Genomic DNA, 24905 nt, shown 5'->3' with positions numbered 1-24905 from the left:
CCGTACCCGTAATACCCGTACTACTCGGTGATGATCGCCGGGTCGCTGACCCCCGGGCGGCCGTTCTCCACGTGGCCGACGAAGCGGCGCAGGAACGTCGAGGAGGCGTGCGAGGTGACCGTCAGGTCGTACCAGCGGTGGCCCTTGCTCGTCTCGACCGTGCGCTTGACGACCGCCTTGGGGCGGAGCTTCACCGTGGTGGTGCGGGAGCGGTAGGCGTCGGTGACGCGGAGTTCGACCGTCTCCTTCGACTTGTTGGTGAAGGTCAGCTCGACGTGGTCGCCGACGTGCCGGGCGACCACCTCGGGGCCCGCGTGCGCGGTCTCGCCCTGGAAGGCGCGCAGGAAGCCCGCCGGACCGTGCACCGTGAGGTCGTAGGAGGCGCCCGTGAAGGTGTCGGAGATCTTCTTGCCGGCGCCCGTCGTGTAGCTCCGCGGAGTGACGCCGGCCGTGGTGACGAGGAACGCGCCCCCGGCGTGCGCCCCGGAGGCGAACGTCAGGGTCAGCGCGCCGCCCTCGGCCTTCGCGTCGACGCTGGGCGCGTACCTCAGGGGCCGGGTCGGGCGGTGGCCGCGCTCCTGGCGGGGCAGCGCGGGGTGGGCCGGCGGGGTCGGCACGTAGTCGGGGTGCCGCTTGTCGTCCAGCGGCCTGTAGCCGGCCGTCGACGGCAGGGGCACCGCGCGGTCGTCCCGGCGGGAGAAGTCGAACGCCGACGTCAGGTCGCCGCAGACCGCGCGCCGCCACGGCGAGATGTTCGGCTCGTGGACCCCGAAGCGGCGCTCCATGAAGCGGATCACCGAGGTGTGGTCGAGGGTCTCGGAGCAGACGTAACCGCCCTTGCTCCAGGGCGAGACGACGATCATCGGGACACGCTGGCCGAGCCCGTAGGGGCCGGGGACATGGCCCGCGGAGTCGCCGGTGAAGAGGTCGGGGCCGGGGTCGACCGTGGAGCGGCCCGCCTCGGGGAAGGGCGGGACGACGTGGTCGAAGAAGCCGTCGTTCTCGTCGTACGTGATGAACAGGGCCGTCTTCGACCACACCTCGGGGTTCGAGGTGAGCGCGTCGATGACCTGCGAGACGTACCAGGCGCCGTAGTTCGCGGGCCAGTTGGGGTGCTCGGTGAACGCCTCGGGGGCGGCGATCCAGGAGATCTGGGGCAGTTTGCCCGCCTTGACGTCGGCCTTGAGCCGGGCGAAGTAGCTCTCGCCGGCCTTCGCGTCCGTGCCGGTGCGGGCCTTGTCGTAGAGGGCGTCGCCGGGCTTCGCGTTCTGGTACTGGGTGAAGTACAGCAGCGAGTTGTCGCCGTAGTTGCCCCGGTAGGCGTCCTCGATCCAGCCCCAGCCGCCCGCCTTGTCGAGGCCGTCGCCCGCGTCCTGGTAGATCTTCCAGGAGACGCCCGCCTTCTCCAGCCGCTCCGGGTACGTCGTCCAGGAGTAGCCCGCCTCGTCGTTGCCGAGGACCGGGCCGCCGCCCTTGCCGTCGTTGCCGGTGTAACCCGTCCACAGGTAGTACCGGTTGGGGTCCGTGGAGCCGATGAACGAGCAGTGGTAGGCGTCGCAGATCGTGAAGGAGTCGGCGAGCGCGTAGTGGAACGGGATGTCGCCGCGCTCCAGGTGCGCCATCGTCGTGGAGCCCTTCGAGGGGACCCACTTGTCGTACTTCCCGCCGTCGAACGCGGCGTGGCCGTCGTTCCAGCCGTGCGGGAGGTCCTGGACGAAGGCGAGGCCCAGGTCGTCGTGGTCGGGGCGGAACGGCAGGATGTCCTTCGTGCCGTCCGACTGGTACCAGACCGGCTTGCCGTCCGCGCGGGTGACGACCGGGCGCGGGTCGCCGAAGCCGCGCACCCCGCGCAGCCGGCCGAAGTAGTGGTCGAAGGAGCGGTTCTCCTGCATCAGGACGACGATGTGCTCGACGTCCTCGATCGACCCCGTCCGATGGTTCGCGGGCAGCGCCGCCGCCCGTTCGATGCTCCCGGACAGCGCGGTGAACGCCGTGGTGGCGCCCGCGAGTTGGAGGAAGCGGCGCCGGTTGACCTCTGACATGGGGGACCTCTCGACCTGGGCGGTTTCGTTCCGGCCGGTTCGCGTCGGAATGCGTGCGCCAGGAGTCTCGCGAGAGGGGCCGAACGAGGGGGGTGGGGCGGGTGGCGGTGGTGTGAAGGGGGCGGGTACGGGCGGGTACGGCGGGGTCGGAGAGAGGTAAGAGGCTCAGGGGTCGAGGGGCTTGGGGGTTGAGGGGCTTGGGGGCTTACCGGCGCAGGAGGAGGATCAGCAGGACGAAGAGTACGAGCAGGACCAGGCCGATGACGACGGCCTTGAGCGTGTCGTCGGGGGGTTCGGGGGTGCGGTGTCCCGCGGGGGTGGGGGCCGGTCCGGTGGGGGGCCGCAGCGCTCCGGGGTGTCCGGACCCGGTACCGGAGGCGTGTCCCTCGGGTGTGCCGGGCGGCTCCGCCGGCCGCTCCTCCCACGGGCGGGTCCGGGTCAGCTCCCGCCACAGCGGGGGCGGCAGGTCCGGGGCGGGGTCCTGGTCGAACAGGGTGCGCCGCCAGAACTCGCCCACCAGCGGCCGGTACTGACCGCCGAGCGACTCCACGAGCCTGCCCACCTGGCCCTCCAGCTCCGGTCGCCGCAGGTACGGCTGCACCGCCCAGCGGAACATCCGCGCGGCGCCCGCCGCTCCCCCGTGGCAGGAGTTCTCCTTCGCCAGTTCCGCACGCCAGCCGTTCTTCAGGAACATGCCGTGCCGGACGACCGTCCCCGCGAGGCTCACCGCCTCGCCGTGCGTCCGCCACCTCGTCCGGCGCTCCAGCGCCCGCAGGATCGCCCGCGCCGCCTCGGGGGTGAGGTCGGGGCGGTCGAGTTCCTTGCACAGGGCGTGGTCGGGGAGGCGGTCGAGGCCCGTCAGCCGGGCCAGCACCGGCGCCGGGTCCTGCCGGGTGGGGCGCCGGCTCCACCACTCCGGGGAGAGGTACTTGGTGGCACGGCCCAGTTTGCGGGTGCGGTGGGGGAGTTGGCGGTCGGCTCGCGGGGTGGGCGCGGGGGCGGAGACGGGGGTGGGTGTGGGGGTGGGGGCGTAGGACCTGGGGAGAGGTGGGAGGAGGGGGAGGGGGTCGGCCGGGACGTAGGCGGCGACGGGGGGCAGGGGGTCGGGGACGGGGGGCGGGAAGTCGGTCGGAGGTGCGGGTACTACGGGTATTACGGGTATTACGGGTACTACGGGTTCTGCGGGCGCCACAGGTACTACGGGAGCCAGGGGTACTACGGGTACTACGGGTGCCGGCTCCGGGGACGGCCCGGGCACCGGAAGTACTACGGGGTCCACAGGTACTACGGGTACTACGGGCACGGGCACGGGCACGGGCACGGGCTCCGGCACAGGTTCCGGCACCGGACCCGCCGCAGGCGCACCCCCCGGCGACACCCCCACCCCCGCCCCCGCCGACACCGCCCCCGCACGCCGCCCCCCGCCCCCCAGCCCGGAGATCAGCGCGTCGAGCCGCTCCTCCGTCCCCATCCCCGTCGGCCCCGGACACCCGCGCAGCACACTCAGGAGCGCCTCGGGGCGGCCGGGTTCCGTGAGGAAGAGGTCGACCAGGCGGGCGGCGATCTCGCGGGCCTCGTCACGGGGCGCCTCCGCGAAGGAGATCCGTTCGGCACCGGCCCCGCCCACCGCGGAGCGCGGCCACTCGGGCACGCAGACGAGCCGCAGCCGCGCGTCGGCCTGGGTGTCGAAACTGGCGTAGGTCAGGGAGGAGTCCCCGAGCCACTCCCCCAGCATCGCGCACACCCCCCAGATCAGCAGCGGCGCGTAGTTGACCTTCTCCAGGTCCTGCACCTCGTGCCGCAGGAACGTCAGCCGGCGTTCGGGCGTGCGGACGAGCTGGGCGACCGCGATCTCCAGCGGCGTACGGATGTAGGAGACGCCCCCCAGGTACGTCGGCAGGAGGCCGGCCATCCGCCCGCGGACGGTGTCGGCGGGCACCCGGGCCAGTTGCCCGGACGCCTCGTCGGGCACCCCGAGCCACTCCCAGGCGGGCATCGCGAGGGTGACGGAGTCGCGGGCGGTGAGCAGTTCGGGGCCGCCGACGAGGGCGCGGGAGACGGTGGACTCCCGGCCGCGCGCGTCCAGCGAGGGCCTGCGGTGCACGACGACGGCGTCCCCGGTCGCCGGGTCGAAGCAGCGCACGACGCTGGGCCGCCGGCTCTGCTCCCCCTCGACCCGCAGCAACGGCGCGAGCAGCGCCCGGAGTTCCTCGGCGCGGGCCGCCCCGCAGGAGTGGGCGCTGGCGGCGATCCCGGTGGTGTGCCGGTCGCGGTTGCCCTCCCAGCGGAAGAGCAGGAGGTCGACCTCAGCGGAGTCCGCCACCGGCGACACCCCCCGCGACGGCGGCCTCCTTGGTGAACATCCCGCACATCGCGAGGATCGAGACGAGCGGCCCCAGCACCCGCCGGGAGCGCACCCCTTGGGGGAAGTGGCTGTCACGGGCGCTGCCCCCGGTCGCGGACGCGAAGTGCAGGGTGCAGCGCAGGGCGCTGTCGAAGGGGCGCAGCCAGCCGGGGTCGGCGTGCCGGCGCAGGAACGCGTACGCGTCGCGGCTCTCCTCGCGCAGCAGCCGGGGGTCGTAGCCGGTGTCCTGGCCGAGCCAGCGGTCGACGGGCGGTTCGAAGCGCAGCAGGTCGGCCTTGCCGACGACGAGCGCGCAGGGGATGTCGAGGTAGCCGTCGCGCAGCGGGAGCCGGTCGAGGACGGTCTCGAACGCCGGGTCGCTGCCGGTGAGTTCGAGCCCGGCGTCCTTGCGGGGCTCGTCGAGGTGGGGCAGCTTGAGGGCGAGCAGCGGGTCGACGACGAAGACGAGCGCGTCGACGCCGAGGAGGAAGCGCAGCAGGCTGTCGGTGCGGACCAGGTCCTCGCCGCCGAGGTCGAAGAAGGCGACGGGCCGCACCTGCCGGTCGGCGCCGGTCAGCAGCAGCGCCTCGACGAACTCGGCGAACGACGTCTGCCCGGTCCCCTCCAACTGCCGTCCCTGGCGCAGCCGCACCACTCGTTCGCGGACGAACGCGGCGTGGTCGGCGGGGTTCACGGACTGCCAGCGCACCCCGTAGGGGTCGAGGCCGCCGCCGATGACCTCGGCGACCATCTGGGTCAGGAGGTGGCTCTTGCCGCTGCCGGAGGCGCCGATCATGGCGACGGTGAGGGGACGGCCGTTGGTGAGGTAGGGGACGGGGATGAAGTGCGGTTCGCCCTTCCCGTCGCCGGCGCACGCCTGGAACGCGGAGCGCAGGATGTCGGCCCGGCGCAGGGGGCTGACGAGGTCGGCGGTGTCGAGGCGTTCGTAGCTGAAGGTCTCGGTGCGGCGGTGCAGGCGGGTCTCGTCGTACTGGACGTGTTCGAGGCAGTACGGGCACAGGACGTGGTCGTGGCCGGTCATCAGTAGGCCCTCCCGCCGAACCAGGCGCGGCGCCGGGCGGGTCCGGGGTCCGCGGCGGCGGGGGCGGGGCCCGGGTCCTGGGGGACGACGCCGGCCGCCCTGCGTTTGCGTTCCATGGCGCGGTCGTACTCCTGGCGGTGGGGTTCGAGGGGGTCGGGCCGGGCCTCGGCGAGCGCGGCCGGGTCGGGTCCCGGCATCAGCCGGTCGAGGACGCGGGCGGGTTCGGGGCGGGCGTCGGCGGTGGGCGCGAAGGCGTCGCCGAGTTCGAGGGAGCGGTAGGAGGCGAGGTCGGCGGGCGGGCCGTCCGGGTCGCCGGGGTGGCCGGCGGCGAGCTGGTAGACGATCTGCGCGGCGCTCCACAGCGCGTCCCGGGCGTCGCTGCGGCCCACCCCGCGCCGTTGTTCGGGGGAGGCGTACGGCGGCGAGCCGGCGGGGGTGCGGGGTGCGCCGAGGGGGGTGGCGGAGGCGAGGTCCCAGAGCTGGACCTGCTTGCCGTCCCAGCGCACGGCGGCCGGGACGAGTCCCTGGTGGACGAGGCCGACGCTCTCCAGCAGGCGGACCGCGAGGACCAGGTCGCGTTCCACGGTGCGCTGTTCGGTGGTCGAGATGCCGTAGGCGAGGCGGGCGGCGGGTTCGCCGCGCGGGGTCTCGTAGAGGAGGAACGGCTCGTCGGCGTCCAGGTCGTGGCCGACGAGGACGGGGAAGAGCCGCCGGTAGGGGGTGGTGGCGAAGGCGCGGTGGACGGTGAGGGCGGCGCGGGCCTCGGCTTCGAGGCGGGGCGGTCCGGTCTCGGGGTCGGCGGCGGTGAGCCGGACGGCGGCCCGGCCGGCGAGGGTCACGTCGCGGGCGGTGAGCGGGGGCGGGACGGTGCGCCGGCGGGGTTCGCCAGCGGTGGCGGCCTCGGTGCGCCGTACGCCCTGCGGGGTGAGGAAGGACAGGCGGCCCTTCGCGGTGTCGTTCACCAGATGTCCTCATGGTCGGCGGGGTCGACGTCGGTCGCCGGGCGGCGGACGGTGCGGATGACGCCGTGGCGCAGGGGCGTCAGGCGCAGGGTGCCGCTGTAGCGGCCGGGGAACAGGACGGGCTGGTCGGTGGCCCAGGCGGGGCGGCGGGCGGTGTGCGGGGCGAAGCGGATGCGGCGGGTCTGCCCGGGGTCCTTGCTGAGGAGCGCGGACTGCCGGGGGGTAACGAGTTCGACGAGGTCGGTGGTGTCGTCGTCGGGGTCGCGGGCGGCGACGCCGAGGAGGGCCTCGGTGTCGGGGCGGGGTGCGCCGGGGCGGTGCGGGCAGGGGGCGACGACGCCGTGCCGGTCGAGGTGGCGGCGGGCGGCGGCGAAGAGGGCGCGCAGGTCGCTCTCGCCGCGCCCCCGGCCGGTGTGCCGGCGCAGGGCGGTGCGGACGGCGGCGTCGAGGTCGTCGCGCAGGGTGGCGACCAGCGCGGGCCCGCCCTCGCCGGCCTCCCGGCCCAGCCAGCGGGGCACGTCGGAGGCGGTCTCCTCGGAAGAGTCGAAAGGGGTGCCGAAGGCGGTGTCGGAGGAGGTGCCGAAAGAGGTGTCGGACAGTTCGGGCGGGACGAGCCGGAGTCCCTCGCCGATGCTGTCGTAGGCGCCCTGCCGGGGCCGGGGGACGCCCGCGCACTCCTGCGCGGTGTCGGCGGCGGCCCGCAGGAGCCCGGCGCTCGCGCGGGCCAGGTCGGCGAGGTCGCGGCGGTGCGCGGCGGCCCACCAGCGGCGGGCGGCGCCCTGGGCGAGGAGGGTGTCGAGGTCGGTGAGGACACGCCGGGCGCCGTCGGCCCCGGAGGTGCGCCACCAGTCGTCGGCGGCGGCCCGGCGGCTGACCCGGACGAGGAGCAGCGCGGCGAGGAGCCCGCAGGCCAGGGTGGGCGCGGGGGTCCAGGCGGGCAGGGGCAGGGCCCGGCCCGCGAGGAACCCGGCGGCGGCGCCCGGCAGGAACGCGGCGGCGGTGAGGAGGGCCGCCCTGAGGGTGCGCACTCCGGCGGCGCCCACCGCGAGGACGGCGAGCGCGCCGAGGGCCGCGGGCCAGGCGGCGAGGCCGCAGGCGGCGCCGGCGAGGAACGCGAGGGGCAGGTGCGGGCGGACGGTGAACGGCTGCTGCGGGGTGATGCGGCCGATGCGCGCGGGCGGGCAGCGCCGCTCGGCCTCGGCGGCGACCTCGCCGGCGGAACCGGGCAGCACCTCCTCCGCGAGGGCCACGAGCCGGGCGGCGACGCCGCGCAACGGGGCGCCCCGGTCGAGGAGTTGCTCGGTGGTGACGCGCAGGGCGACGGCGAGTTCCTCCCGGGTGAGGGCGCTCGGCGCGACCGACACCTCCCCCTCGGGCGGCTCCTCGTGGCTCAGCACCTCGACGATCAGGGCCCGGTGGCGTTCCAGGGCCTCGACGGCGTCGCCCAGCGCGTCGGCGGGGGCGCCGACCCGGCAGGCCAGGTCAAGGGTGTCGAGGGCGTCGAGGGTGTGGACGCAGTGCGCGCGGGAGCGGCCGAGCCGTCCGCCGGGGACGGTCCGGACCTGCGGGGCCTGCCCGGTCAGCAGGTCGACGAGGTCCGATCCGCCGTCCGGCGGCGGCTGTTCGGTGTCCCCGGCGAGCCGGTGGAGGGCGTCCGTCCAGGCCCGGTCGCGGGCCGCCGGGGACAGGTCGTGCTCCAGGAGGCGGACGGCGGGGACGGCGGCGGAGTCGGCGAGTTCGGCGAGCCGGGCGAGGACGTCGTCGAAGAGGCCGCACAGGACGTCCACGAGGACGGCCAGCGCGCGCGGGTCGTCGGGGGCGACGTCCGGGTCGCCCGCGACACGGGCCGCCCTGAGGTCCCCGGCCCACAGCAGCCCGCACCCCTCGCCCCGGAGGGCGGCGGGGCGGGTCAGCCGGGGTCCGTGGTGGTCGGCGCGGGCCGCGCCGGGGGCCGGACCGGCGAACGGGTCCCAGGCGTCGTGGGTGTCGTACGGGGCCGGTCCGGCGGGCGTCGCGAGAGGGTCCCAGGCGTCGGTGGCGGTGGGCCGGGCCGGTTCCGGGGGCCGCGTCAGCTCGCCGACGGCCAGGACGAGTACGGAGGCCCGCTTGCCGTAGGCGACGACCCGCTCGTACACGCCGTGCCGCAGGGCGAGGCCCGCCGGGGTGTCGACGACGAGGAACCGGTAGTGCTCGTCGGCCGGTTCGCTGCGGTCGGCCTCGCGCAGCCGCTCGGCGACGGCGGCCCGCAGCCCGGCCGTCCCGGCGAGGGCGTCCGCGCCCTGCCGCAGGTCGAGGACGATCACGGGGCCGGGGCTCGTCATTCGACGTCCTTCCACGGGTCGCCGGGCTCACCCGCGCCGGGGCGTCCGGCCGGCGCCTGCGGGCTCGCCGCGGTCCGGGCGCGCACCGGGGTGTCGGGTTCCTCGCCGGGCCAGCCGTCCGCTCCGGCGCCGTGGCCGGCGAAGGGCGGCAGGGGCTGTTCGCGGCGGGGCCGCTCCTCGGCGGCGGGGCGGTCGTCCCAGGGGAACGTGCCCTTCGGACGCGGGACCCGACGGTCCGTCACGTCGATCTCCAGGAGGGCGTGGCGCAGGGCGCGCAGGGTCGGCGCGACGGCGTTCTTGTCGGTGAACGGGGTGTCGAGGGCGGCGGGCAGCAGCTCGGTCCAGAACTCCAGGAGCGAGTCGGCCCATTCGCCGGAGGTGTGCACGGAGCGCGCCAGCCGGTCCCGGATCAGGGCGATCTGACGGGGCGCCAGTTCCTCGACGACGTGCGTGTACAGCCGGTGCGGTCCCTCGGCACCGTCGGCGATGCCGTTCGCGCTGCGCTCCATGAGGGCCTGGCAGTACGTCTCGACGACCGCGTCCTCGTTGAGCAGGGCGATCTGCTCGTAGGCGTGCAGGAGCCGCGCCCAGCCGGAGACGCCGTGCCGGGGCCGCTCCCCGAGGCGCAGCTCGATGCCGGGGACGTCGGTGGTGACGTCGTCGGGGAGGCTGCTGTGCAGCCGGACCAGGACCTTCACCGGTTCGTCGGCGGTGCCCTCGACGACCTCGACCTGCCCCTTCCACAGGGCGCACAGCAGCCGGTGCAGGATCTCCCGCCGGTCCTCGGCGGTCGCCGCGAGCCACTCCCCGCCCCGGCCGAGGCGCTGGCGCCAGTCGAGGTAGTCGGCGGCGACCTCCGTCTCCCGGGCCTTCGCCCAGCGCCGCAGCACCTTGCGGACCTCGGGCACCTCGGTGAGGCTCATCTCGCGGCGGAACAGGACGACGGTGATCGAGTCGGTCTCGACGCCGTTGAACTCGGTGGAGCCGCGCGGCAGCGAGAGGTGCTTGCGCAGGTAGTCCTCGACGGTGTCCTTCGCCGACGAACGCGGGTACACCACGAGGACCTTGAGGGGGCCGCTCCCCTCGGGGACGAAGCCGTGCGGGATCAGCCCGGCGATCTTGAACCGGAACTGGTCGAGGGCCGCCTTCCCGACGGACTCGGCGGCGGCGGAGACCCCGGCCGCCGCCTCCAGGAGCATCGCCATGGACGGCAGGAGCGGCTTCTCGTCGTGCAGGGTGCCGCTCTGCGCGAAGAGCTGCTTGATGCGCTGCTCGATCGCCGCCTTGACGGGGGCGACCGCCGCGTCCGGGTTGCGGCGGGCGGTCGTACGGGCGGCCTGCCACTCCTCGGCGCCGACCAGGGCGTGCACGAGCGCCGCCTCGTCGTCGCTGTCGCGCAGGTTCTCCCGCTTGGTGAGGCGTTCGCGCAGGTCGTCGTAGAAATCGGTGAGGTTGTTCTGCGGCGGGAGGAGGTAGGAGACGCCGGTGCGGTCGTCGTACAGCTCCATGACCTGGCTCTTGTAGGCGCGGGGCTCCTCCTCGCGGTGTTTGTGGAACGCCTCGACGAGGGCGGTGACCTCGGCGGTGAGGGCGGCGGCCCGGGGGCGCCAGCGCTGTTCCTCCTTGCGCCACGCCTCGTGCCAGATCGCCTTGGTGCGGGCCGCGTACCAGGCGTCCTGCTCGGCCTCCGTGCGGGCTTTCAGCTCGTCGTGCCGGGCTCGGGAGAGGCGGGCGGCGATGCCGTCCTTGAACTTCGGCACGGCCGGCGGCAGCAGGGCCCGGTTCTCGCCGCCGCCGGGTTCGCGGCCCCGGTTCTCCAGCATGCCGACCACGCCCTGCCGGGTCACCGGGTCGGGGTCGCCGGGGACGCCCTTGACGACGCGTTCGACCTGGAAGGGGTCCATGGTGCGCAGGGCGCGCTCCAGGGCCGTCGCCGGGGAGAACTGCTCGGCGAGCACCGGCACCCGGCGCGCGACCCGGCGCCGCAGGTCCTCCAGGGTCGCCTGCATCTCCTTGAGGCGGGTCTGGAGGGACTCCTCGATGCCGGCGGCGCGCTGCGCGGGGCGCGTCTCGGGCGGCGGGAGGGGGTCGCGGTTCCACAGCTCCTCCAGGCCGGCGTCCGCGAACATGCGGCGCACCGTCCCGGCGTACTCGTGGCTGTGCTGCGCGGAGGCGTCGGCGAGGCGGCTCACGCCGTGCGCGAGGAGCCGGGCCGACACCAGGTCGGCGAGGGGTTCCAGGGGGACGGTCATCGCGGCGACCAGGCTCGTGGAGACGCCCCGGTAGCCGATGCCGGACTTGGCGCGGATACGGCGTTTGGCGTCGGAGTTGATGAAGCTGGACGCGAACGTCTGGTGCTCGTCGTCGCGCTGCGGGGCGTCCCCCAGCTCGGCGCCGATCAGCGACATGATCAGCGACACCATCGACCGCCGCAGGTCGTCCGGGCGGATGCCGGCGGTCCGGCTGAACAGGAACGCCGTCGGCATCACCCCGGAGCCGAGGCGTACGACGCGGTCGTGCGGGTAGCGGATCGCGGTCCCGGAGGCGTGCTCGACGTCGCCGATCACGTCGTCCGCGACGGGTACGTTCTGCTCGTCGACCAGCCGGAACAGGTCCACGACGGCCCGCGCGGCGTTCAGTTCGGCGTCCCGTCCGCCGCCCTTGGCGAGCGGGAACGCGGACGGCATGACGACGAGCGGGTAGATGCGGGCGCCGCTGAAGTTCTTCTCCTTGAACGCCTGCCCGATGAAGTGCAGGTAGTCCAGGAAGATCCCGGTGCCGGTGCCCCCGGCGACGGAGAACGCGACGAACACGTCGCAGCCGGAGATCGGGCCGCCGCCGAGCCGGCTCAGCTCGCCGCCGGAGCGCCCGATGATGTCGATGGCCTGCTGGAGCGGGCCCATCACCGGTGTCATGTCGTCGCGCAGGAGCGTCCCGAAGAGCGCGGCGCGGCCGACCGTGGGGAGCTGGCCCGCGCCGTTGCGCAGCGGGGTGATCCTCGGCTCGGTGGCCTGCGGGGGCAGCCAGTCGCGGATCTCGCGCGGGATCGCGGCGCGCAGCTCGCGCGTCACGCTCGGGGAGCTCTCGTACCCCGGGAGCAGGTCGTGGGTGGCGCGGGCGGTGCGGGCGTACGCCGCCTGGAGCGCGGGTTCCACGCTCAGGTGCGGCAGCCGGCCGAGTTCGGCCTCGCTGTAGTCGGCGTACACGAACTGGAGGCATTCGGGCAGCTGGTAGCGCTGGCTGATGCCGCGTGAGGCGAGGGCGGTGCCGTCGGGGCCGCACAGCGAGGCGCGCAGGCGGCGTTCCAGCTCCGCCCCGACGAGACCTCCCGTACCGCCCAGACCGACGTACAGCATCGGCTGGTTGATCTTCATGAGGTGCCTTCCACTGGGCGGTTCACAGATCGGGGTGACCGGCTTCGGAGGAGTAGGACGGCCAGCTCTCGGCGGGCGGCGGGGGTGTCCCGTCGACGACCTTCAGCACCAGGTCGTCGCCCGCGCTCACGCCCTCCCCGGGCCGTACGGTCACCGGCTCTCCGCTGCCGCGCCGCAGCACGACGTCCCCGCCGGGAGCGCGCCGCATCGCCCACTCCCCCTGCGCGGCGGGCCGCACCCGAGGGCTGTCGCCGTCGGCGCCGTCGTCGAGGATGTCGAACCGGTACCAGGCCCCCCGCACGTCCAGCACCGGGCGGCTGCCCAGCTCCCGCCCCCAGGGGTCCTCCAGGACGAGCGTCCCGCGCGGCCGGGCCGCCGCCCTGCGCCGCAGCAGCAGGACGACGCCCCAGGCGCCGGCGCCGAGGAGGAGCACCAGGACGCCCACGACGATCCACGGCCACCTGCTGACCTCGGTGCGCACGGAGACCGTGTCGAGGAGCTGGTCGTCGAGGACGGTGCCGGTGTCGTCGGTGACGACGATCTTGCCGCCGAGGGCGGTGGGGTCGGTGCGGACGGTGAAGCCGAGGTGGTCGCCGACGGTCAGTCTCACCGTGAACCGGCGGGCCTCGGCGCCGGGTTCGACCGTGACGTGGCGGGGGCTGAGGGTGAGCCCGGTGGCCTCGGTGTCGGCGAAGGCGAGGGTCAGCGTGCGGGGTTTCGTGTCGGTGCTGGTGACGGTGAGCTGCGCCTCGTGGGTGTCGCCGGGGCGCAGTTCGGCGCCGCCGAGGGCGAGGGCCGCCTCCAGGGAGCGGCCGGGGGTGAAGACGGCGGCGGGCTGGCTGCGGACGTCGGGCTGGAGGCCGACGGCGGAGACCTTCGACGTGAACGTGAGGGCGCCGGACGCCGTCCGGGGGACGGTGACGGCGCCCGTGAAGCGGCCGTGGCCGTCGTCGGTGAGCGCGAACGGCACCGGCCGCTCGACGCCCTTGCCGGTGAGGGTGCCGGTGACGGTGATGCCGCGCAGGTCGCGGGGGTCGAGGAGGGACTCCTCGCGGGTCAGGATCGGGACCCGCATCTCGACCTTCGTGCCGGGCGCGGGCGCGTACTCGCTGAGCGAGATCGTGGAGCGCACCGAGCCGTGCCACAGGACGCTGACGGTGGCCGCCCGGCCGCGGTGGCCCTCGGGGGCGTCCAGGCGGACCTTCCACTCGCCGGGCAGCGGGCGGGTGACGCGCAGCGACTCGGTGGCGCCGCCCTGCCCGGTGAACGTGTACGTGGAGTCCTGGTCGCGGGTGCCCGGTCCGACGCGCCTGCCTTGCGGGTCGTAGTAGGTGGCGGTGACCGCCGGGTCGCCCTTCTCGACGACGATGGTGCCCTCGGTGGCCAGGGGCGAGATCCGCACGGCGAGTTCGCCGGGGGGACGCTTCGAGCCCCCTTCGTCGCGGTAGTAGCAGCGGGCGGTGGCGAACGCGTCCTGGAGGGCGCCGCCGATCTTCGCCGGGTCGTCCGCCATGTGGGGCCGGGGGCGGGCGTCGGGCAGGTCGGCGCAGCCCGACTGGTAGCCAGCCGCCGCCATCGCCTTGAGGGCGTCCTCGTCGGCCTTGCCGAAGCCGAGCGGCCAGATCTGCACCTTCGCGGCGGCGGCCTCGGCGAGCGCGTCCGCGAGGTCCTTCCGGGCCGCCTCCTCGGCCGTACGGGGGTCCAGGTCCCGGTACTTGAGGGCGTCCTCGACCTCCAGGACGCCGTCCGTCATCAGGAACAGGACGCGCGGGTCGGCGTCGGGCGCGGTCCGCAGGTCGGCGACCGACTGCCGGATCACCTCGATGAAGTCGGTGCCCGCGCCCTCGGTCTGTGCGCGGCGGCGCAGGCGTTTCGCGCAGTCCGCCGTCTTCTCGCGGGCCAGCGCGTCCAGCGCGCGGGCCGGGCAGACCTTGTCGACGGCGGTCTGGCCCTCCTTCTCGGCGCTCGCGAAGCCGAGCACCTCCAGCGTGGACCGGTCGGACGGCTCGCTGACGGCGATCGTGCCGACGGCCTCGCGCTCACGGTCGACGTCGGCCGGGCCGAGGCTCGCGGACTGGTCGACGGCGACGACGTAGTGGACGGGACGGTCGGTGTTCTTGCCGGCCTCGGCCGGCGGGGCGGTGAGGACGGCCGTACTCGCTGCCGTCACGGCGAACAGGGCCCCCAGCCGGACGTACCGGCCCCTGGAACTGGTCAATCTGGATGCTCCCCTGAATTGCGGCGCGCCTCGGTGGCGCGTCACCTCAGGAGTCACCCCTCTCCCCAGGGGCAACTCCGTGTGGGCGATTACGCTAATCCCACAAGAGGGCCGCCGTGTCTGATTTCCATAAGAGCGTGGCGAATTAGTTGCGGGGAGTTCGATTCGAATTCGAGCAGCGATTCATTCTGTTCGGATCTCGATTTCCGGCGACTATTTCTGATCGGTTCGTACATCAAGAAGTCCGGCCAGCCGGTTCTCCTGGGCGCGCAGCGCCTCCTCGCCCCGGGGGCGGGCCGCCCGGTAGGCGTCCAGGCGGCGGCGCAGTTCGGCGCGGCGGGCCCGGGGGTCCTCGCACCACACCTGGAACCAGCCGCCGGAGCGCAGGACGACGACCGAGCCGAGCGGCGGGAGGTCCGCCGCCGCGCCGAAGTCCTCCTCGGCGAGGCGGACGCGGTGGACGCCGTCGGGGTCGCGGTGCGGCTGGTGGGCGGCGAGGCCCCGGCGGCTGAGCCAGCGGCCCGCCTCCTCCGCGAACCGCTTGCGGGCGTGCGCGCCCGCTTCGGCGAGGGCGCTGAGGCAGGCCGGTGAGCGGTCCAGCGCCTCGCTCAGGACCGGGTCGGGGGCGCCCCGGTGGGGGCGGGTGCAGACGAGGTGCCCGGTGGGGGTGCGTACGACGTGGGCGAGGAGGTACTCGACGTCCCAGGACAGGGCGCGGGGGTCGCGGACGCCGGTTTCCGTGAGGTCGGCCGCGCACCGCGGGCGGAAGGGGTCGGGGGCGAGGAGGGGCGGGGGCGACGTCCAGGTGTCGAGGGGGGCCGGGCCGGCCGGGCCGCGTTCGGCGCTGCCTGCGGGCAGGGGGGTGCCGGTCCAGGCGTCGAAGTGCACGATGCGGCGGTCGCCGATCTTCACCGTGTACATCTCGCCGTCCGCCAGGGAGCGGGTGCCGAGCGCGGTGAGCCTCAGGTCGCCCTGTTCGGCGGTGAGATGGCCGACCGCCGTGAGGTGGGCGAGGGCCTGCCGGGTCAGCGCCGGGTCCAGGGCGAGGAACGAGGCGAGGCCCTCGGGGGTGGTGACGCCGGCCTCGGCGACGGCCCGGGTCAGGTAGCGGTCGATGAGCTGGTAGGGCTCGGCGGCGGTGACCTTCGCCTCGACCTCCACCCGCCACACCGGTACGAGGAGCTGGTGGACCGACTCCGGCGCCGGGCCCGGCCCGAGCATCGCCTGTTCGACCGCGCGGGCGGGCGGGAAACCGAGCGGGGAGCCGCTGCGGGGGTGCGGGATCATGCGGTGCGGGCTCCCAGCCGTGCTTCGAGGTCGAGGGACGGCAGCAGCTCGCCCACCGTCGCGGTGTGGTCGCGCAGGGCGCGGGCCAGGTCGCGGAACCCCTCGTCGCCGGCCCGGGTGAGGGTGTCGAAGTCGCCGACCAGGATCAGCCGGCGCCGGGCCCTGGTGAACGCGACGTTCGCGCGCCGCAGTTCGTCCAGGAAGCCGACCGCGCCGGACGGGTTGGAGCGGGTGAACCCGTACAGCACGACGTCCCGTTCACCGCCCTGGAACGAGTCGACGGTCGCGATGTCGCCCCGGCCCGGCGGGAGGTCCCTCAGCAGGTTCCGGATCAGGGCCGCCTGGGCCCGGTACGGCACGATGACGGCCCACTCCTCGTCGTCCGCCGCGCAGCGCCGGGCGAGCGCGGCGAGCAGGTCGGCCTCGGCACGGTTGACCCGGCCCCGGGGGTCGCCGCCCTCGGCACGGTCGCCGACGGGGCGGTCGCAGGTGTCGATCAGGACGAGGGGGGTGCGGAACAAGGGCTGCGGAGTGGGCGGCGGGGAGGCGGGCGCGGTGCGCGGCCCCCGGGCGCCGGGCACGCCGGGGCCGTCCGGGGTGAGCAGCCCGCCGTCGTAGAAGGCCCGGGAGCAGAAGTCGGCGATCTCGCGGGGCATGCGCCGCTGGGTGCGCAGCCGGGCGACGGCCGTCTCCGGAAGGTGCTCCTGGAGGAGTTCCAGGACGCTGCGTACGGTCAGCTCGGCGGCCTGCTCGCCGTGTGCGGCACGGACCCGGGCGACGGTCTCCTCGTCGGCGTAGGGCGGGAGCTGGCGGTGGTCGCCGACCAGGACCGCGCGGCGGGCGCGGACCAGCGGGACGAGCGCGTCGGCGGTGGTGATCTGCCCGGCCTCGTCGACGACCACGAGGTCGAACTCGACGCCGGTCAGCAGCGCGGGTCCGGCGGCGCCGGAGCTGGTGGCGCCCACGACGTGGGCGTACCGCAGGAGTTCGGCGTGCAGCTGTCCGGTCGCCTCGCTCACGTCGTGCTGCCACTCCTTGAGCAGCGACCGGCGGGCGGCGAGGAGGGGGTGCGCGGTGCGGGTCCAGCGCGCGAAGTCGTACAGGTCGGCGGGCGCGTCCCCGACGGGCGCGAGGAGGGCGCGGCAGGGGGCCTCCGCCTCCTCCGCCCGCTTGCGGCACCGGGCCGCCTCCCGGCCGGCCCGCTCGACGTCGGCCCGCCGTTCGCGGACGGCCGGGTGGTCGCGCGTCGCCTCGTCGAGGGCGTCCTCGGCGCCGCGCCGGTCCCGGGCGGCCTGCTCGATCGCCTCGTCGTACGCGGTCAGCGCCCGCTCCGCCCGCCCGGTGCGGCGCCCCCGCCACCACCCCGGGCTCCCCTCGCGCAGCCGCTCCAGCCGCTCCGCCGTCCGCGCCCTGCGGTCGAGGGTGCGGCGCAGGCGCTCGGCGGCCCGGTCCAGCCGGAGCTGCGCCGGGCCCGCGACCCCGCGCCGCGCCTCGGCGAGCGCGGCCCGCGCCGCCTCCTCCTGGCGGCGGGCCGTCTCCAGGGCGCCGACGGCGTCGTGCAGGACCCTCGGCCAGTGGTCCCCGCTGCCGCCGCCCGCCAGGTGGGCGGTGAGGCGGGCGCCGACCCGGTCGAGGACGCCCTTGCGGAGGTCCGCCGCGCGGTGGTCGAGGAGGAGGTGGCGGGCGGCCGGGTCGACGCGGTGCTCGGGGCCGACGCGGAGGGTGACCAGGTCGGCGGGGAGGCGGGTGAGGACGTTGTCGACGGCCGTGTTGCTGTGGGCGGTCAGGAGGATGCGTTCGCCCGACTCGGCCGCCTCCCCGGCGAGTCGGGTGATGACGGTGGTCTTGCCGGTGCCGGGCGGGCCGATGATCGCGGCGAGGTCGGGGGCGGTGAGGGCGGTGGTGAGGGCGGCCTGCTGCCACTGGTCGAGGGCGGGGGACGCGGGGCGGGTGCGCGGCTTGCCGGCCGGTGGCGACGGACGGGGGGCGCGGGTGCCCGCGAGGATCGGCAGGAGGTGGGGGTTGCGGGTGTGGCCGTCGCGCAGGGCGGCGAGGGCGTCGGTGCGGCGGGCGTGCACGGTCGTGTTCTCGACGCGCTCCAGCTCGCCCTGCTTCGGGAGGTGTTCCCAGTCGACGGGACGGTCGAGGGCCAGCGTGACGCGGGCCCCCCGCTGGTCGACCGCCACCACCTGGCCGCGCAGGGCGGGTTCGCCGCCGACCCTGAGCACCTCGTCCTCGGCGGGGACGCGGCGGCCGTGCAGGACGAACGTGTACGTCGCCCCGCGCGCCGTCGCCTGCACGTCCCGGTAGGTGAACGGCCGCTGTGCCGCCGCCCGTTCGCGTTGCAGCTCGTGCTCGGTGTCGACCGCCTTGGCCAGCAGGCCGAGATGGCGGGCCTCCCGGTCGTCCGGGTCCCGGTGGCCCTTCGTCGCCGTCTCCTTGCGCAGCAGCTCCCACTCGGCGGTCAGGCGGTCCCAGTGGGTGTCCGCGTGGCCGGGGGCGGTGTCGTGCGTGTAGCGGACCGTCCACGCGGCGGGGCGCAGCAGGAGACAGCCCCGGGCCAGCCGGTGGTGGTCGTCGAAGCGCAGCGCGGTGACCGTACGGACCTGGTAGCTGCGGCCCTCCGGCGCCGGTACGAGCAGCGCCACCCAGCCCCTGCCGTACAGCGCCAGCGCCTGCTGCCGTCCGCCCGGCGGCGGGAACACGGCGGGCACCGCGTCCCGTGCCGCGAGGTCCGACTCCAGCTCCTCGACGCTGCTGGGGAGATGGGGGTGGTCGCGGCGCAGGCGGGTGAGGAGGCCGTCGAGGGAGCGGGCGGGGACGAGGACCAGAGGGGTGGGGAGGTCCAGGGTGCGGGTCAGCATGAGGTGGCGTTCTCGGTGAGGCCGGCGGCGGATCGGCGGAGCAGCACGGCGAGTTCGGGGGCGGTGGGGCGGGCGGCGGGGTCGGGGGCGAGGGCGGCGCGCAGGAGGTCGTCCAGGGCGGCGGGGGCCGTGGGCAGGAAGGTCCTGAGCGGGAACACGTGGGGCGGGGTCGGGGGGACGGCAGCCAGCAACCAGTAGGTGAGGGAGGCGAGCTGGTACACGTCGGCGGGCGGGCCGATCAGCCCGGGGCGGTACCCGGCGTACTCCTGCTCGGGGGCGCGGTGGGCCGGGGGCCCCTCGCCGGGGGCGGGGCGGCGGAAGGCCGCTCCGAGGTCGCGCGGGCGCATCCGCCCGGCCTCCGGCACGAGCACGGACTCCGGGGACAGGGCGCGGTGGGCGAGCCCCGCCGCGTGGAGGGCGGCGAGGGTCTCCGCCAGGCGGGCGCAGCCTTCGAGGGCGCGGTACCGGGCACCGCCGTGCAGGGGGGCCGCTCCGAAGGCTTCCGCGAGGGTCGGGACCGGGCGGCCTCTGCCGGGGCCCGTGGCGGGCCAGCGGAGGGCGAGGAGCGTGGTGTCGCCGCGCACCTCGTAGGCGTCGTGGCGGGGGAGGCCGGGGAGTGTGGGGGTGCCGGGAGGGGTGCCGGGAGCGCCGGAGACGCCGTGGGTGCCGGGAGCGCCGTGGGTGCCGGGGCCGCCGGGAGCACCGGGGCTGCCGGAGGCCCCCTGGGCGTGGCGTGTCAGGAACTCGCTCTCCCGGCGCAGCGCCTCCCGCCCCTCCCCCGGGCCGTCGGCCCGGCGCAGCCACACGGGCCGGGATCTCGGGCCGAGCCGGGACGCCCGGGCCCAGAACTCGCCGTCCCCCTCCCCGAGCAGCCCCGTCTCCAGCAGGAACTCGGCCTTCGCGAAGCGGACGGACGCGCCGGCCCGCCACCCTCGCGGGACCTCCACGGGAGCCGGAACCACCTGGGGCACGGCCGGCCGCTCCCGCCCGTGCTCCAGCTCCCGCACGACCCCCACGGCGAACTCCGCCGCGTTGCGCGCCGCCGTCCCCGCACCACCGCCGGGCGTCCCGTCGCCGATCCCCCACACGGTCAGCGAGCGCTCCCGGAGCAGCTGCGCCGCCTCCGCCACGCCCGCGCCCACCCGTTCCAGGGCGACCGCGTCCTCGTAGTGCCGGCGCAACCACGCGTGGAGCGCGGTCGCCTTCCCTTCGAGTTCGGCGGCTCCCGAGGCGATCGGCTTGAAGTGCACGGGCGCGGCGCCGGGTCCACCGCGCCAGTGGCGGTGCGCGGCGGTGGCCGTCTGCCGTACCTCGTGGGCAAGCTGCCAGGTCTCGGGCCGGGCGTGGAACCCGCCGCCGGTGGCCTTGCCGCCGTGGAAGGCGTACACCTTCGTCGCGACGACCACGTCCCCCGCGGCCACGGTCTCCTTGAGTCCCTCGGCGACGCCCACGAACATCACCAGCCGGGGCCGGAACCGCTGCACGGCCTGCGTGACGACGACCGCCGCTCTCCCGTTGCCCTCGCCGATCTCCGCGAGAGCGACCCGCCAGGGTGTCCCGTCGACCCAGCCGAGCCGGTAGCGGGTCTCCATTCCGTCGCGGGTCACGCTGTCCCGGTCCCCCGCCAACAGCCTTTCCACCGCGTCGAATTCGACGTCCGACGCAGTGAGAACGACGACCGTCGGGCCACCGTTCCCCTTTTTTCGCGCATCGCGCACGCGTACCCCCCTCGCCCCGACCTATTCGCGGCACGGCCACTTTAGCGACGGGAACACGGGGGCCAGGGAGGAATTCGGCAATCCCCGGGACGGCACGGAATACGAACACGCGATCCCTTTTCCGAGAAGCGCGGCGCCCGGACCGCCGCCCCACCCCACCCCGAAGACCCTTCCGCGAGGCGGAAGTTCCCTTGCCGCCCCGCACACCCCCTGAAGACGATGACGGCAGGACCGAGAGACGGGAAGCCACGATGCCGCACATCACCGCCTTCGCCAGGAACCAGTGGTATGTCATCGCCTACGGCGAGGAGGTCGGCCGCGACCTCCTCGGCCGGACCGTGCTGGGCGAGCCGATCGTGCTGTACCGCACGGAGGACGAGGGCACCCCGGTCGCGCTGCACGACCGCTGTGTGCACCGGCGCTACCCGCTCTCGGAGAGCGGCCTGGACGGCGACCGGATCGTCTGCGGCTACCACGGCTTCACCTACGACACGACCGGCGCCTGCGTGTACGTGCCGGGCCAGAAACGGGTCCCGCGCACCGCGCGCGTCGCCGCGTACCCGGTCGTCGAGCAGGACTCGCTGATCTGGGTGTGGATAGGGGACCCGGCGCTCGCCGACCCGGCGGTGATCCCGCGCGCCCGCCACCTCGACTCCCCCGGCTGGACGACCGTACGCGGCATGGAGCCGATCGACGCGGACTACGGGCTGCTGGTCGACAACCTGCTCGACCTCTCGCACGAGACGTATCTGCACGGCGGGTACATCGGCACCCCCGAGGTCGCGGAGACGCCGATCACCACGGAGGTCGACGAGGGCGCCGGGATCGTCCGGGTCAGCCGGCACATGGACGACGCCGAGTGCCCGCCGTTCTACGCCCGTTCGACCGGCATCACGGGCCGGATCACCCGCTGGCAGGACATCGAGTACCACGCGCCGTGCCTCTACCTCCTGCACAGCCGGATCGCCCCGGTGGGCGTCCTGCCGGAGGCCGACGGCAGCGACCCGAACGGCTTCCACACCGAGATCACGTACGCGATCACCCCGTCCGGCGACGGGAAGGTGTACGACTTCTGGATGGTCTCGCGGGACTGGGCGACGGACGACGAGGAGGTCACCGCGTTCCTGCGGGGCAACAACCACACGGTGGTCATGCAGGACGTCGACGCCCTCAACCTCCTTCAGCGCACGCTCGGTTCGGAGCGCTCCGGGTACCAGGAGCTGAGCATCAACATCGACACCGGCGGTCTCGCGGCCCGCCGCATCCTGGCCCGGCTGGTCGAGGAGGGCGACAAGCCGCTGGAGCGGGCGCTGTGACCGGCGAGGTCTACCGCGTCGACTGGCTCCCCGGCACGGACGTCCTGCACGGCACCTGCCACTGCGGGCGCGAACACACCGCGCAGGACCCGGTGGAGATGTGGGAGTGGATGCTGGCGCACCCGCGCGGGCACGAGACGGAGGGCGGCAAGTGACCACGTACGACGCCGAGCTGACGGTCCATCAGGTCAGGACGCCCGCCGAGGGGGTCCGGCTCCTGTCCCTGCGCCATCCCCTCGGCGAGCCGCTGCCCGCGTGGGAGCCCGGCGCGCACGTCGACCTGCTCCTCGCGCCCGGCCTGGAGCGGCAGTACTCGCTGTGCGGTGACCCGGCGGACCGGTACGAGTGGCGGGTCGCGGTGCTGCGGGAGCCGGCCGGGAGAGGCGGATCGGCCTTCGTGCACGAGGAGTTGGCGCAGGGCGCCAAGGTCCGGGTGCGCGGCCCCCGCAACAACTTCCCCCTGCTGCCCGCCGCCCGCTACCGCTTCGTCGCCGGCGGGATCGGGATCACCCCGCTGCTGCCGATGCTGGCCGCCGCCGAGGCGTCGGGCGCGCAGTGGACGCTGCTGTACGGCGGCCGGTCGCGGCGGTCGATGGCGTTCACCGGTGAACTCGGGCGGTACGGGGAGCGGGTGACCGTGGCCCCGCAGGACGAGACCGGGGCGCTGCTCGAACTCGGGCCGGTGCTCGACGAGTTGCCCGGGGACACACTCGTGTACTGCTGCGGGCCGGGGCCGTTGCTGGACGCGGTGGAGAGCCGGTGCCCGGCGGGGGTGCTGCACGTCGAGCGGTTCCAGCCCAGGGCTCAGGTCGCCGGACAGGAGCGGGCGTTCGAGGTCGTCCTGGAGCGCAGCGGCCGTACCGTCGCCGTCGGGGCGGACACGTCCGTGCTGGACGCGGTGCGGGCGGCCGGGGTCGAGGTGCTGTACTCGTGCACCGAGGGGACGTGCGGGACCTGCGAGACCGACGTCCTCGACGGGAAGGTCGACCACCGGGACTCCGTGCTGACGGAGCCGGAGCGGGAGGCCGGGGAGACGATGATGATCTGCGTGTCGCGGTGCCGGGGGCAGCGGCTGGTGCTGGACCTCTGAGGGGCGGGCGCGGCTGCGCCGCGAGCCCCTCGGCTCCCTCCCGTCACAGGTCCGTCGACGGCACCACCGTGAGATGTCCCGCCGTGCGCCGCCCCGTCCTCGCCCCGCGGCGCGTGGTGTGCGGCGGGCGCGGCCGGCGCGGCTCGCGCAGGACCAGGGTCAGCCGGACGCACCCCAGGTCCTGGAGGGTCGTGGTCGCCTCGGTGACGACACGGCACTCGGTGGCGCCCCAGCGCGGGTCGGGGTGCAGGAGGGGGCGGACGGCGCCGTCGAGGGCGGTGGCCCGCGGGCCGGCCTCGCGCATCCACAGCGGCAGGCCGTGCCGGTAGGCGGCCTCCATGATCGGGTCCTGGGCGATCTCCCGGCGTACGGCCTGGAGTTCACGGTCGTCGCCGCGCTGTTCCAGGGCCGCCGCGAACTGCGCGAGCATCGGCAGGCACCAGCGCGACTCGTGGTCGCCGAGGACCGTCGAGGCGTCCGGGTGGAAGAGGACGAAGCGCAGGAAGTTCTCGTCCGGCATGGCCGTCGGATGCGGGCCGATCTCGCGGAAAAGTGTCCGGAAAGCGGTGTTCGCGATGACCGTGTCCCAGCGCTGGTCGAGGACGACGGCCGGGAACGCGACCGCGTCCAGCAGCGCGGCGTAGTCCTGGAGGTACGCGTGGGCCTCGGAACCTTCGGGGAAGGGCCGCGGTACGGACCGCTGCCCACCTGCCCTGTACGCCATCGGGAGGTCACCCCTCTTGCCTGATGCGGCCATCTCGCGGCGCCCCGATCCTCCGGCCCCCGCACTCGTCATGTCAACTATCGTGGCATTCGGCGTTGGTTGACGGCTGAAATAGGCCACAGTTGTGGCGAGACCTGGATGTGAGTTCGAAAAACCCGCTACCCTCCGGTCAGTTGACCGTGACTGCCGGTATGGCCGAGGGTGACCGTCGGTGCGGAGGAGGCGGTTTCGGCCGGTCGGGCCGCGGGGCGTCCGCGAGAGATGTAGGAGACCTGTTCCGTGACGGATGGCTACGGGGTCGCGGGTGACCCGGCGACGGCTTCGCTGCCGGCTCTCGTCGCCCGTGTCACCGCGCTCGCCGACCGGCTCGGCGTGCCGTACGCGCAGGTCTTCGACGTCCCCCGGCTGTCGGCGGCGTCCGGGGTGCCCGAGTCCGTCGTCAAGGCGCTGCTGGGCGGCAGGCCGGCCGGGGAGCCCGATGTGCAGGCCCGGTTCCTCCAGCGGCTCGGGCTGCTGCGGCGCACGCGCCTCAAGCCGAACGGCCGCCGGTACACGCAGCAGGAGATCGCCGACGGCGCCGGGATGTCCCGGCAGCAGGCGGGCGCCCTGATCAACGGCGACCGGCGGCCCACGATGGAGCACTGCGACGCCATCCAGCGGTTCTTCCGCGTCCACGCGGGCTTCCTGACGGCGGACGACCCGGAGGCGCTGACCAGCGTCCTGCTCCACACCGAGCAGGAGCTCCTCCAGCAGCTCGCCGCGCGGGAGGCGGCGTCCGCGGCGGACCCCCTGGAGCGGCTCCTCCAGGACCACGGCGTGCGCGGGATCGCCTGGCGCGCGGCCCAACTCCCCACCGACCAGCACCGCGACAAGGTCGCCGAGTGGCTGGACATGCTCCTGGAGAGCGTCAAGCGACCCGAGTCGTGAACCACGTGAACCGGTGGAGGGCGGTGGGCATGAGCAGGCGGATGCGGCGGCTGTGCGGCGAACTCGTCGCCGGTCTCGCCCCCGGCGTGCCCGCCACGCCGCGGGACCTGTACGCGGGGCTGTGCGCCGGGATGAGCCGCCGGCGCGGACGGCCCGTGCACTTCCGCACGGCCGCGTTCCCGGTGGGCACGGCGAGCGGGCTGTGGCTTGACATGACCGATCAGGACCTCGTCGTCATCGAGGAACGGACGGCGCCCGACCATCAACTGGTCATCCTCGGGCACGAGCTGTGGCACATGACCGCCGGGCACCACGGCCACCACGTCGAGGGGGCGGTCGTCGCCGCGCGGCTGCTGTGCGACGGCGCCGACCTCCAGGAGACGGTGCGCAAGGTCGCCGCGCGCACCCGGTTCGACGAGGCGGACGAGCGGGAGGCGGAGAGCTTCGGGCTGCTGCTGGCCAGCCGCTGCCGGGGCCTGCTCGCGGGGGTCCCGGAGAAGGGGCAGCGGGACCGGCTCGCGGGGCGGATCGAGGCGTCGCTCGGTTATCTGCGGCAGGACGCGAAGTAGAGTCCCGCCAGGCACCCGCGGCACTGCCGCCGGTCCCCAAAAACGGGGTCCTGGGCCTCTTTTGGGGCGGCGCCCGGAACCTGCCGTGCGCTATGCAGGTGAACCGG

General features: G+C 74.9%; 16 protein-coding genes. 5 read left to right on the top strand and 11 right to left on the bottom strand.

The window, feature by feature from the left end; all coding sequences use genetic code 11:
• Nucleotides 1-20 precede the first annotated feature (20 nt).
• The 10 genes from ABZX85_RS07620 to ABZX85_RS07575 form a co-directional block, all read right to left on the bottom strand.
• Nucleotides 21-2042 (bottom strand): phosphocholine-specific phospholipase C, encoded by a 2022-nt coding sequence (locus tag ABZX85_RS07620; protein WP_355863479.1) that lies wholly within the window; start codon nucleotides 2040-2042, stop codon nucleotides 21-23.
• 205 nt (nucleotides 2043-2247) lie between these two features.
• On the bottom strand, nucleotides 2248-4365 hold the full coding sequence (locus ABZX85_RS07615) for a hypothetical protein (RefSeq protein WP_355863477.1): 2118 nt from the start codon (nucleotides 4363-4365) through the stop codon (nucleotides 2248-2250).
• Nucleotides 4349-5428 carry a hypothetical protein gene (locus ABZX85_RS07610; RefSeq protein WP_355863476.1) on the bottom strand — a complete coding sequence of 360 codons (1080 nt, stop codon included), beginning with the start codon at nucleotides 5426-5428 and terminating at the stop codon, nucleotides 4349-4351. The genes ABZX85_RS07615 and ABZX85_RS07610 overlap by 17 nt, the downstream gene beginning before the upstream one ends.
• Nucleotides 5428-6390: a hypothetical protein gene (locus tag ABZX85_RS07605; RefSeq protein WP_355863474.1), complete on the bottom strand. Its 963-nt coding sequence runs from the start codon at nucleotides 6388-6390 to the stop codon at nucleotides 5428-5430. The genes ABZX85_RS07610 and ABZX85_RS07605 overlap by 1 nt, the downstream gene beginning before the upstream one ends.
• Nucleotides 6387-8711, bottom strand: a complete 2325-nt coding sequence (locus ABZX85_RS07600) for a hypothetical protein (protein ID WP_355863472.1) — start codon at nucleotides 8709-8711, stop codon at nucleotides 6387-6389. The genes ABZX85_RS07605 and ABZX85_RS07600 overlap by 4 nt, the downstream gene beginning before the upstream one ends.
• A complete protein-coding gene (locus tag ABZX85_RS07595) occupies nucleotides 8708-12085 on the bottom strand; it encodes a tubulin-like doman-containing protein (protein WP_355863470.1) in 3378 nt (1125 codons plus the stop codon). The genes ABZX85_RS07600 and ABZX85_RS07595 overlap by 4 nt, the downstream gene beginning before the upstream one ends.
• Before the next feature lie 22 nt (nucleotides 12086-12107).
• The gene (locus ABZX85_RS07590) at nucleotides 12108-14303 is read right to left on the bottom strand and encodes a VWA domain-containing protein (RefSeq protein ID WP_355863468.1); all 2196 of its coding nucleotides are present in this window, start codon (nucleotides 14301-14303) and stop codon (nucleotides 12108-12110) included.
• 213 nt (nucleotides 14304-14516) lie between these two features.
• A complete protein-coding gene (locus ABZX85_RS07585) occupies nucleotides 14517-15590 on the bottom strand; it encodes a hypothetical protein (protein ID WP_355863466.1) in 1074 nt (357 codons plus the stop codon).
• Nucleotides 15587-18454, bottom strand: a complete 2868-nt coding sequence (locus ABZX85_RS07580) for an AAA domain-containing protein (protein ID WP_355863464.1) — start codon at nucleotides 18452-18454, stop codon at nucleotides 15587-15589. The genes ABZX85_RS07585 and ABZX85_RS07580 overlap by 4 nt, the downstream gene beginning before the upstream one ends.
• Complete coding sequence (locus tag ABZX85_RS07575) at nucleotides 18448-20172, bottom strand: hypothetical protein (protein WP_355863462.1); 1725 nt, start codon at nucleotides 20170-20172, stop codon at nucleotides 18448-18450. The genes ABZX85_RS07580 and ABZX85_RS07575 overlap by 7 nt, the downstream gene beginning before the upstream one ends.
• 251 nt (nucleotides 20173-20423) lie before the next feature.
• Here ABZX85_RS07575 and ABZX85_RS07570 point away from each other — a divergent pair, with 251 nt between their 5' ends.
• From ABZX85_RS07570 to ABZX85_RS07560, 3 genes are read left to right on the top strand one after another with little or no spacing between them, the layout of a single operon-like run.
• Nucleotides 20424-21488 carry an aromatic ring-hydroxylating dioxygenase subunit alpha gene (locus ABZX85_RS07570; RefSeq protein ID WP_355863460.1) on the top strand — a complete coding sequence of 355 codons (1065 nt, stop codon included), beginning with the start codon at nucleotides 20424-20426 and terminating at the stop codon, nucleotides 21486-21488.
• Nucleotides 21485-21643 (top strand): hypothetical protein, encoded by a 159-nt coding sequence (locus tag ABZX85_RS07565; RefSeq protein WP_355863458.1) that lies wholly within the window; start codon nucleotides 21485-21487, stop codon nucleotides 21641-21643. The genes ABZX85_RS07570 and ABZX85_RS07565 overlap by 4 nt, the downstream gene beginning before the upstream one ends.
• Entirely contained in the window at nucleotides 21640-22578 is a 939-nt protein-coding gene (locus tag ABZX85_RS07560; RefSeq protein WP_355863456.1) for a PDR/VanB family oxidoreductase, read from the top strand. Before ABZX85_RS07565 ends, ABZX85_RS07560 begins: the two co-directional genes overlap by 4 nt.
• Before the next feature lie 43 nt (nucleotides 22579-22621).
• Here the strand turns inward: ABZX85_RS07560 and ABZX85_RS07555 are convergent, their stop codons facing one another.
• Nucleotides 22622-23302 (bottom strand): hypothetical protein, encoded by a 681-nt coding sequence (locus ABZX85_RS07555; RefSeq protein WP_355863454.1) that lies wholly within the window; start codon nucleotides 23300-23302, stop codon nucleotides 22622-22624.
• A 279-nt stretch (nucleotides 23303-23581) separates the two neighbouring features.
• On the opposite strand from ABZX85_RS07555, the gene ABZX85_RS07550 reads away from it, so the two are divergent.
• Together ABZX85_RS07550 and ABZX85_RS07545 are read left to right on the top strand one after the other, a co-directional pair.
• Nucleotides 23582-24229, top strand: coding sequence for a helix-turn-helix transcriptional regulator (locus ABZX85_RS07550; RefSeq protein ID WP_355863453.1), 648 nt, complete (start codon nucleotides 23582-23584; stop codon nucleotides 24227-24229).
• 41 nt (nucleotides 24230-24270) lie between these two features.
• Nucleotides 24271-24798 carry a toxin-antitoxin system, toxin component gene (locus ABZX85_RS07545; protein WP_355864151.1) on the top strand — a complete coding sequence of 176 codons (528 nt, stop codon included), beginning with the start codon at nucleotides 24271-24273 and terminating at the stop codon, nucleotides 24796-24798.
• The last annotated feature ends 107 nt before the right edge of the window (nucleotides 24799-24905 follow it).

Origin of the sequence: Streptomyces sp. NPDC004539 (assembly GCF_040610055.1) — a bacterium.
Classification (GTDB): domain Bacteria; phylum Actinomycetota; class Actinomycetes; order Streptomycetales; family Streptomycetaceae; genus Streptomyces.
Note: the sequence above shows the minus strand (reverse complement) of the source record. Positions and strands in the feature narration are given on the sequence as shown.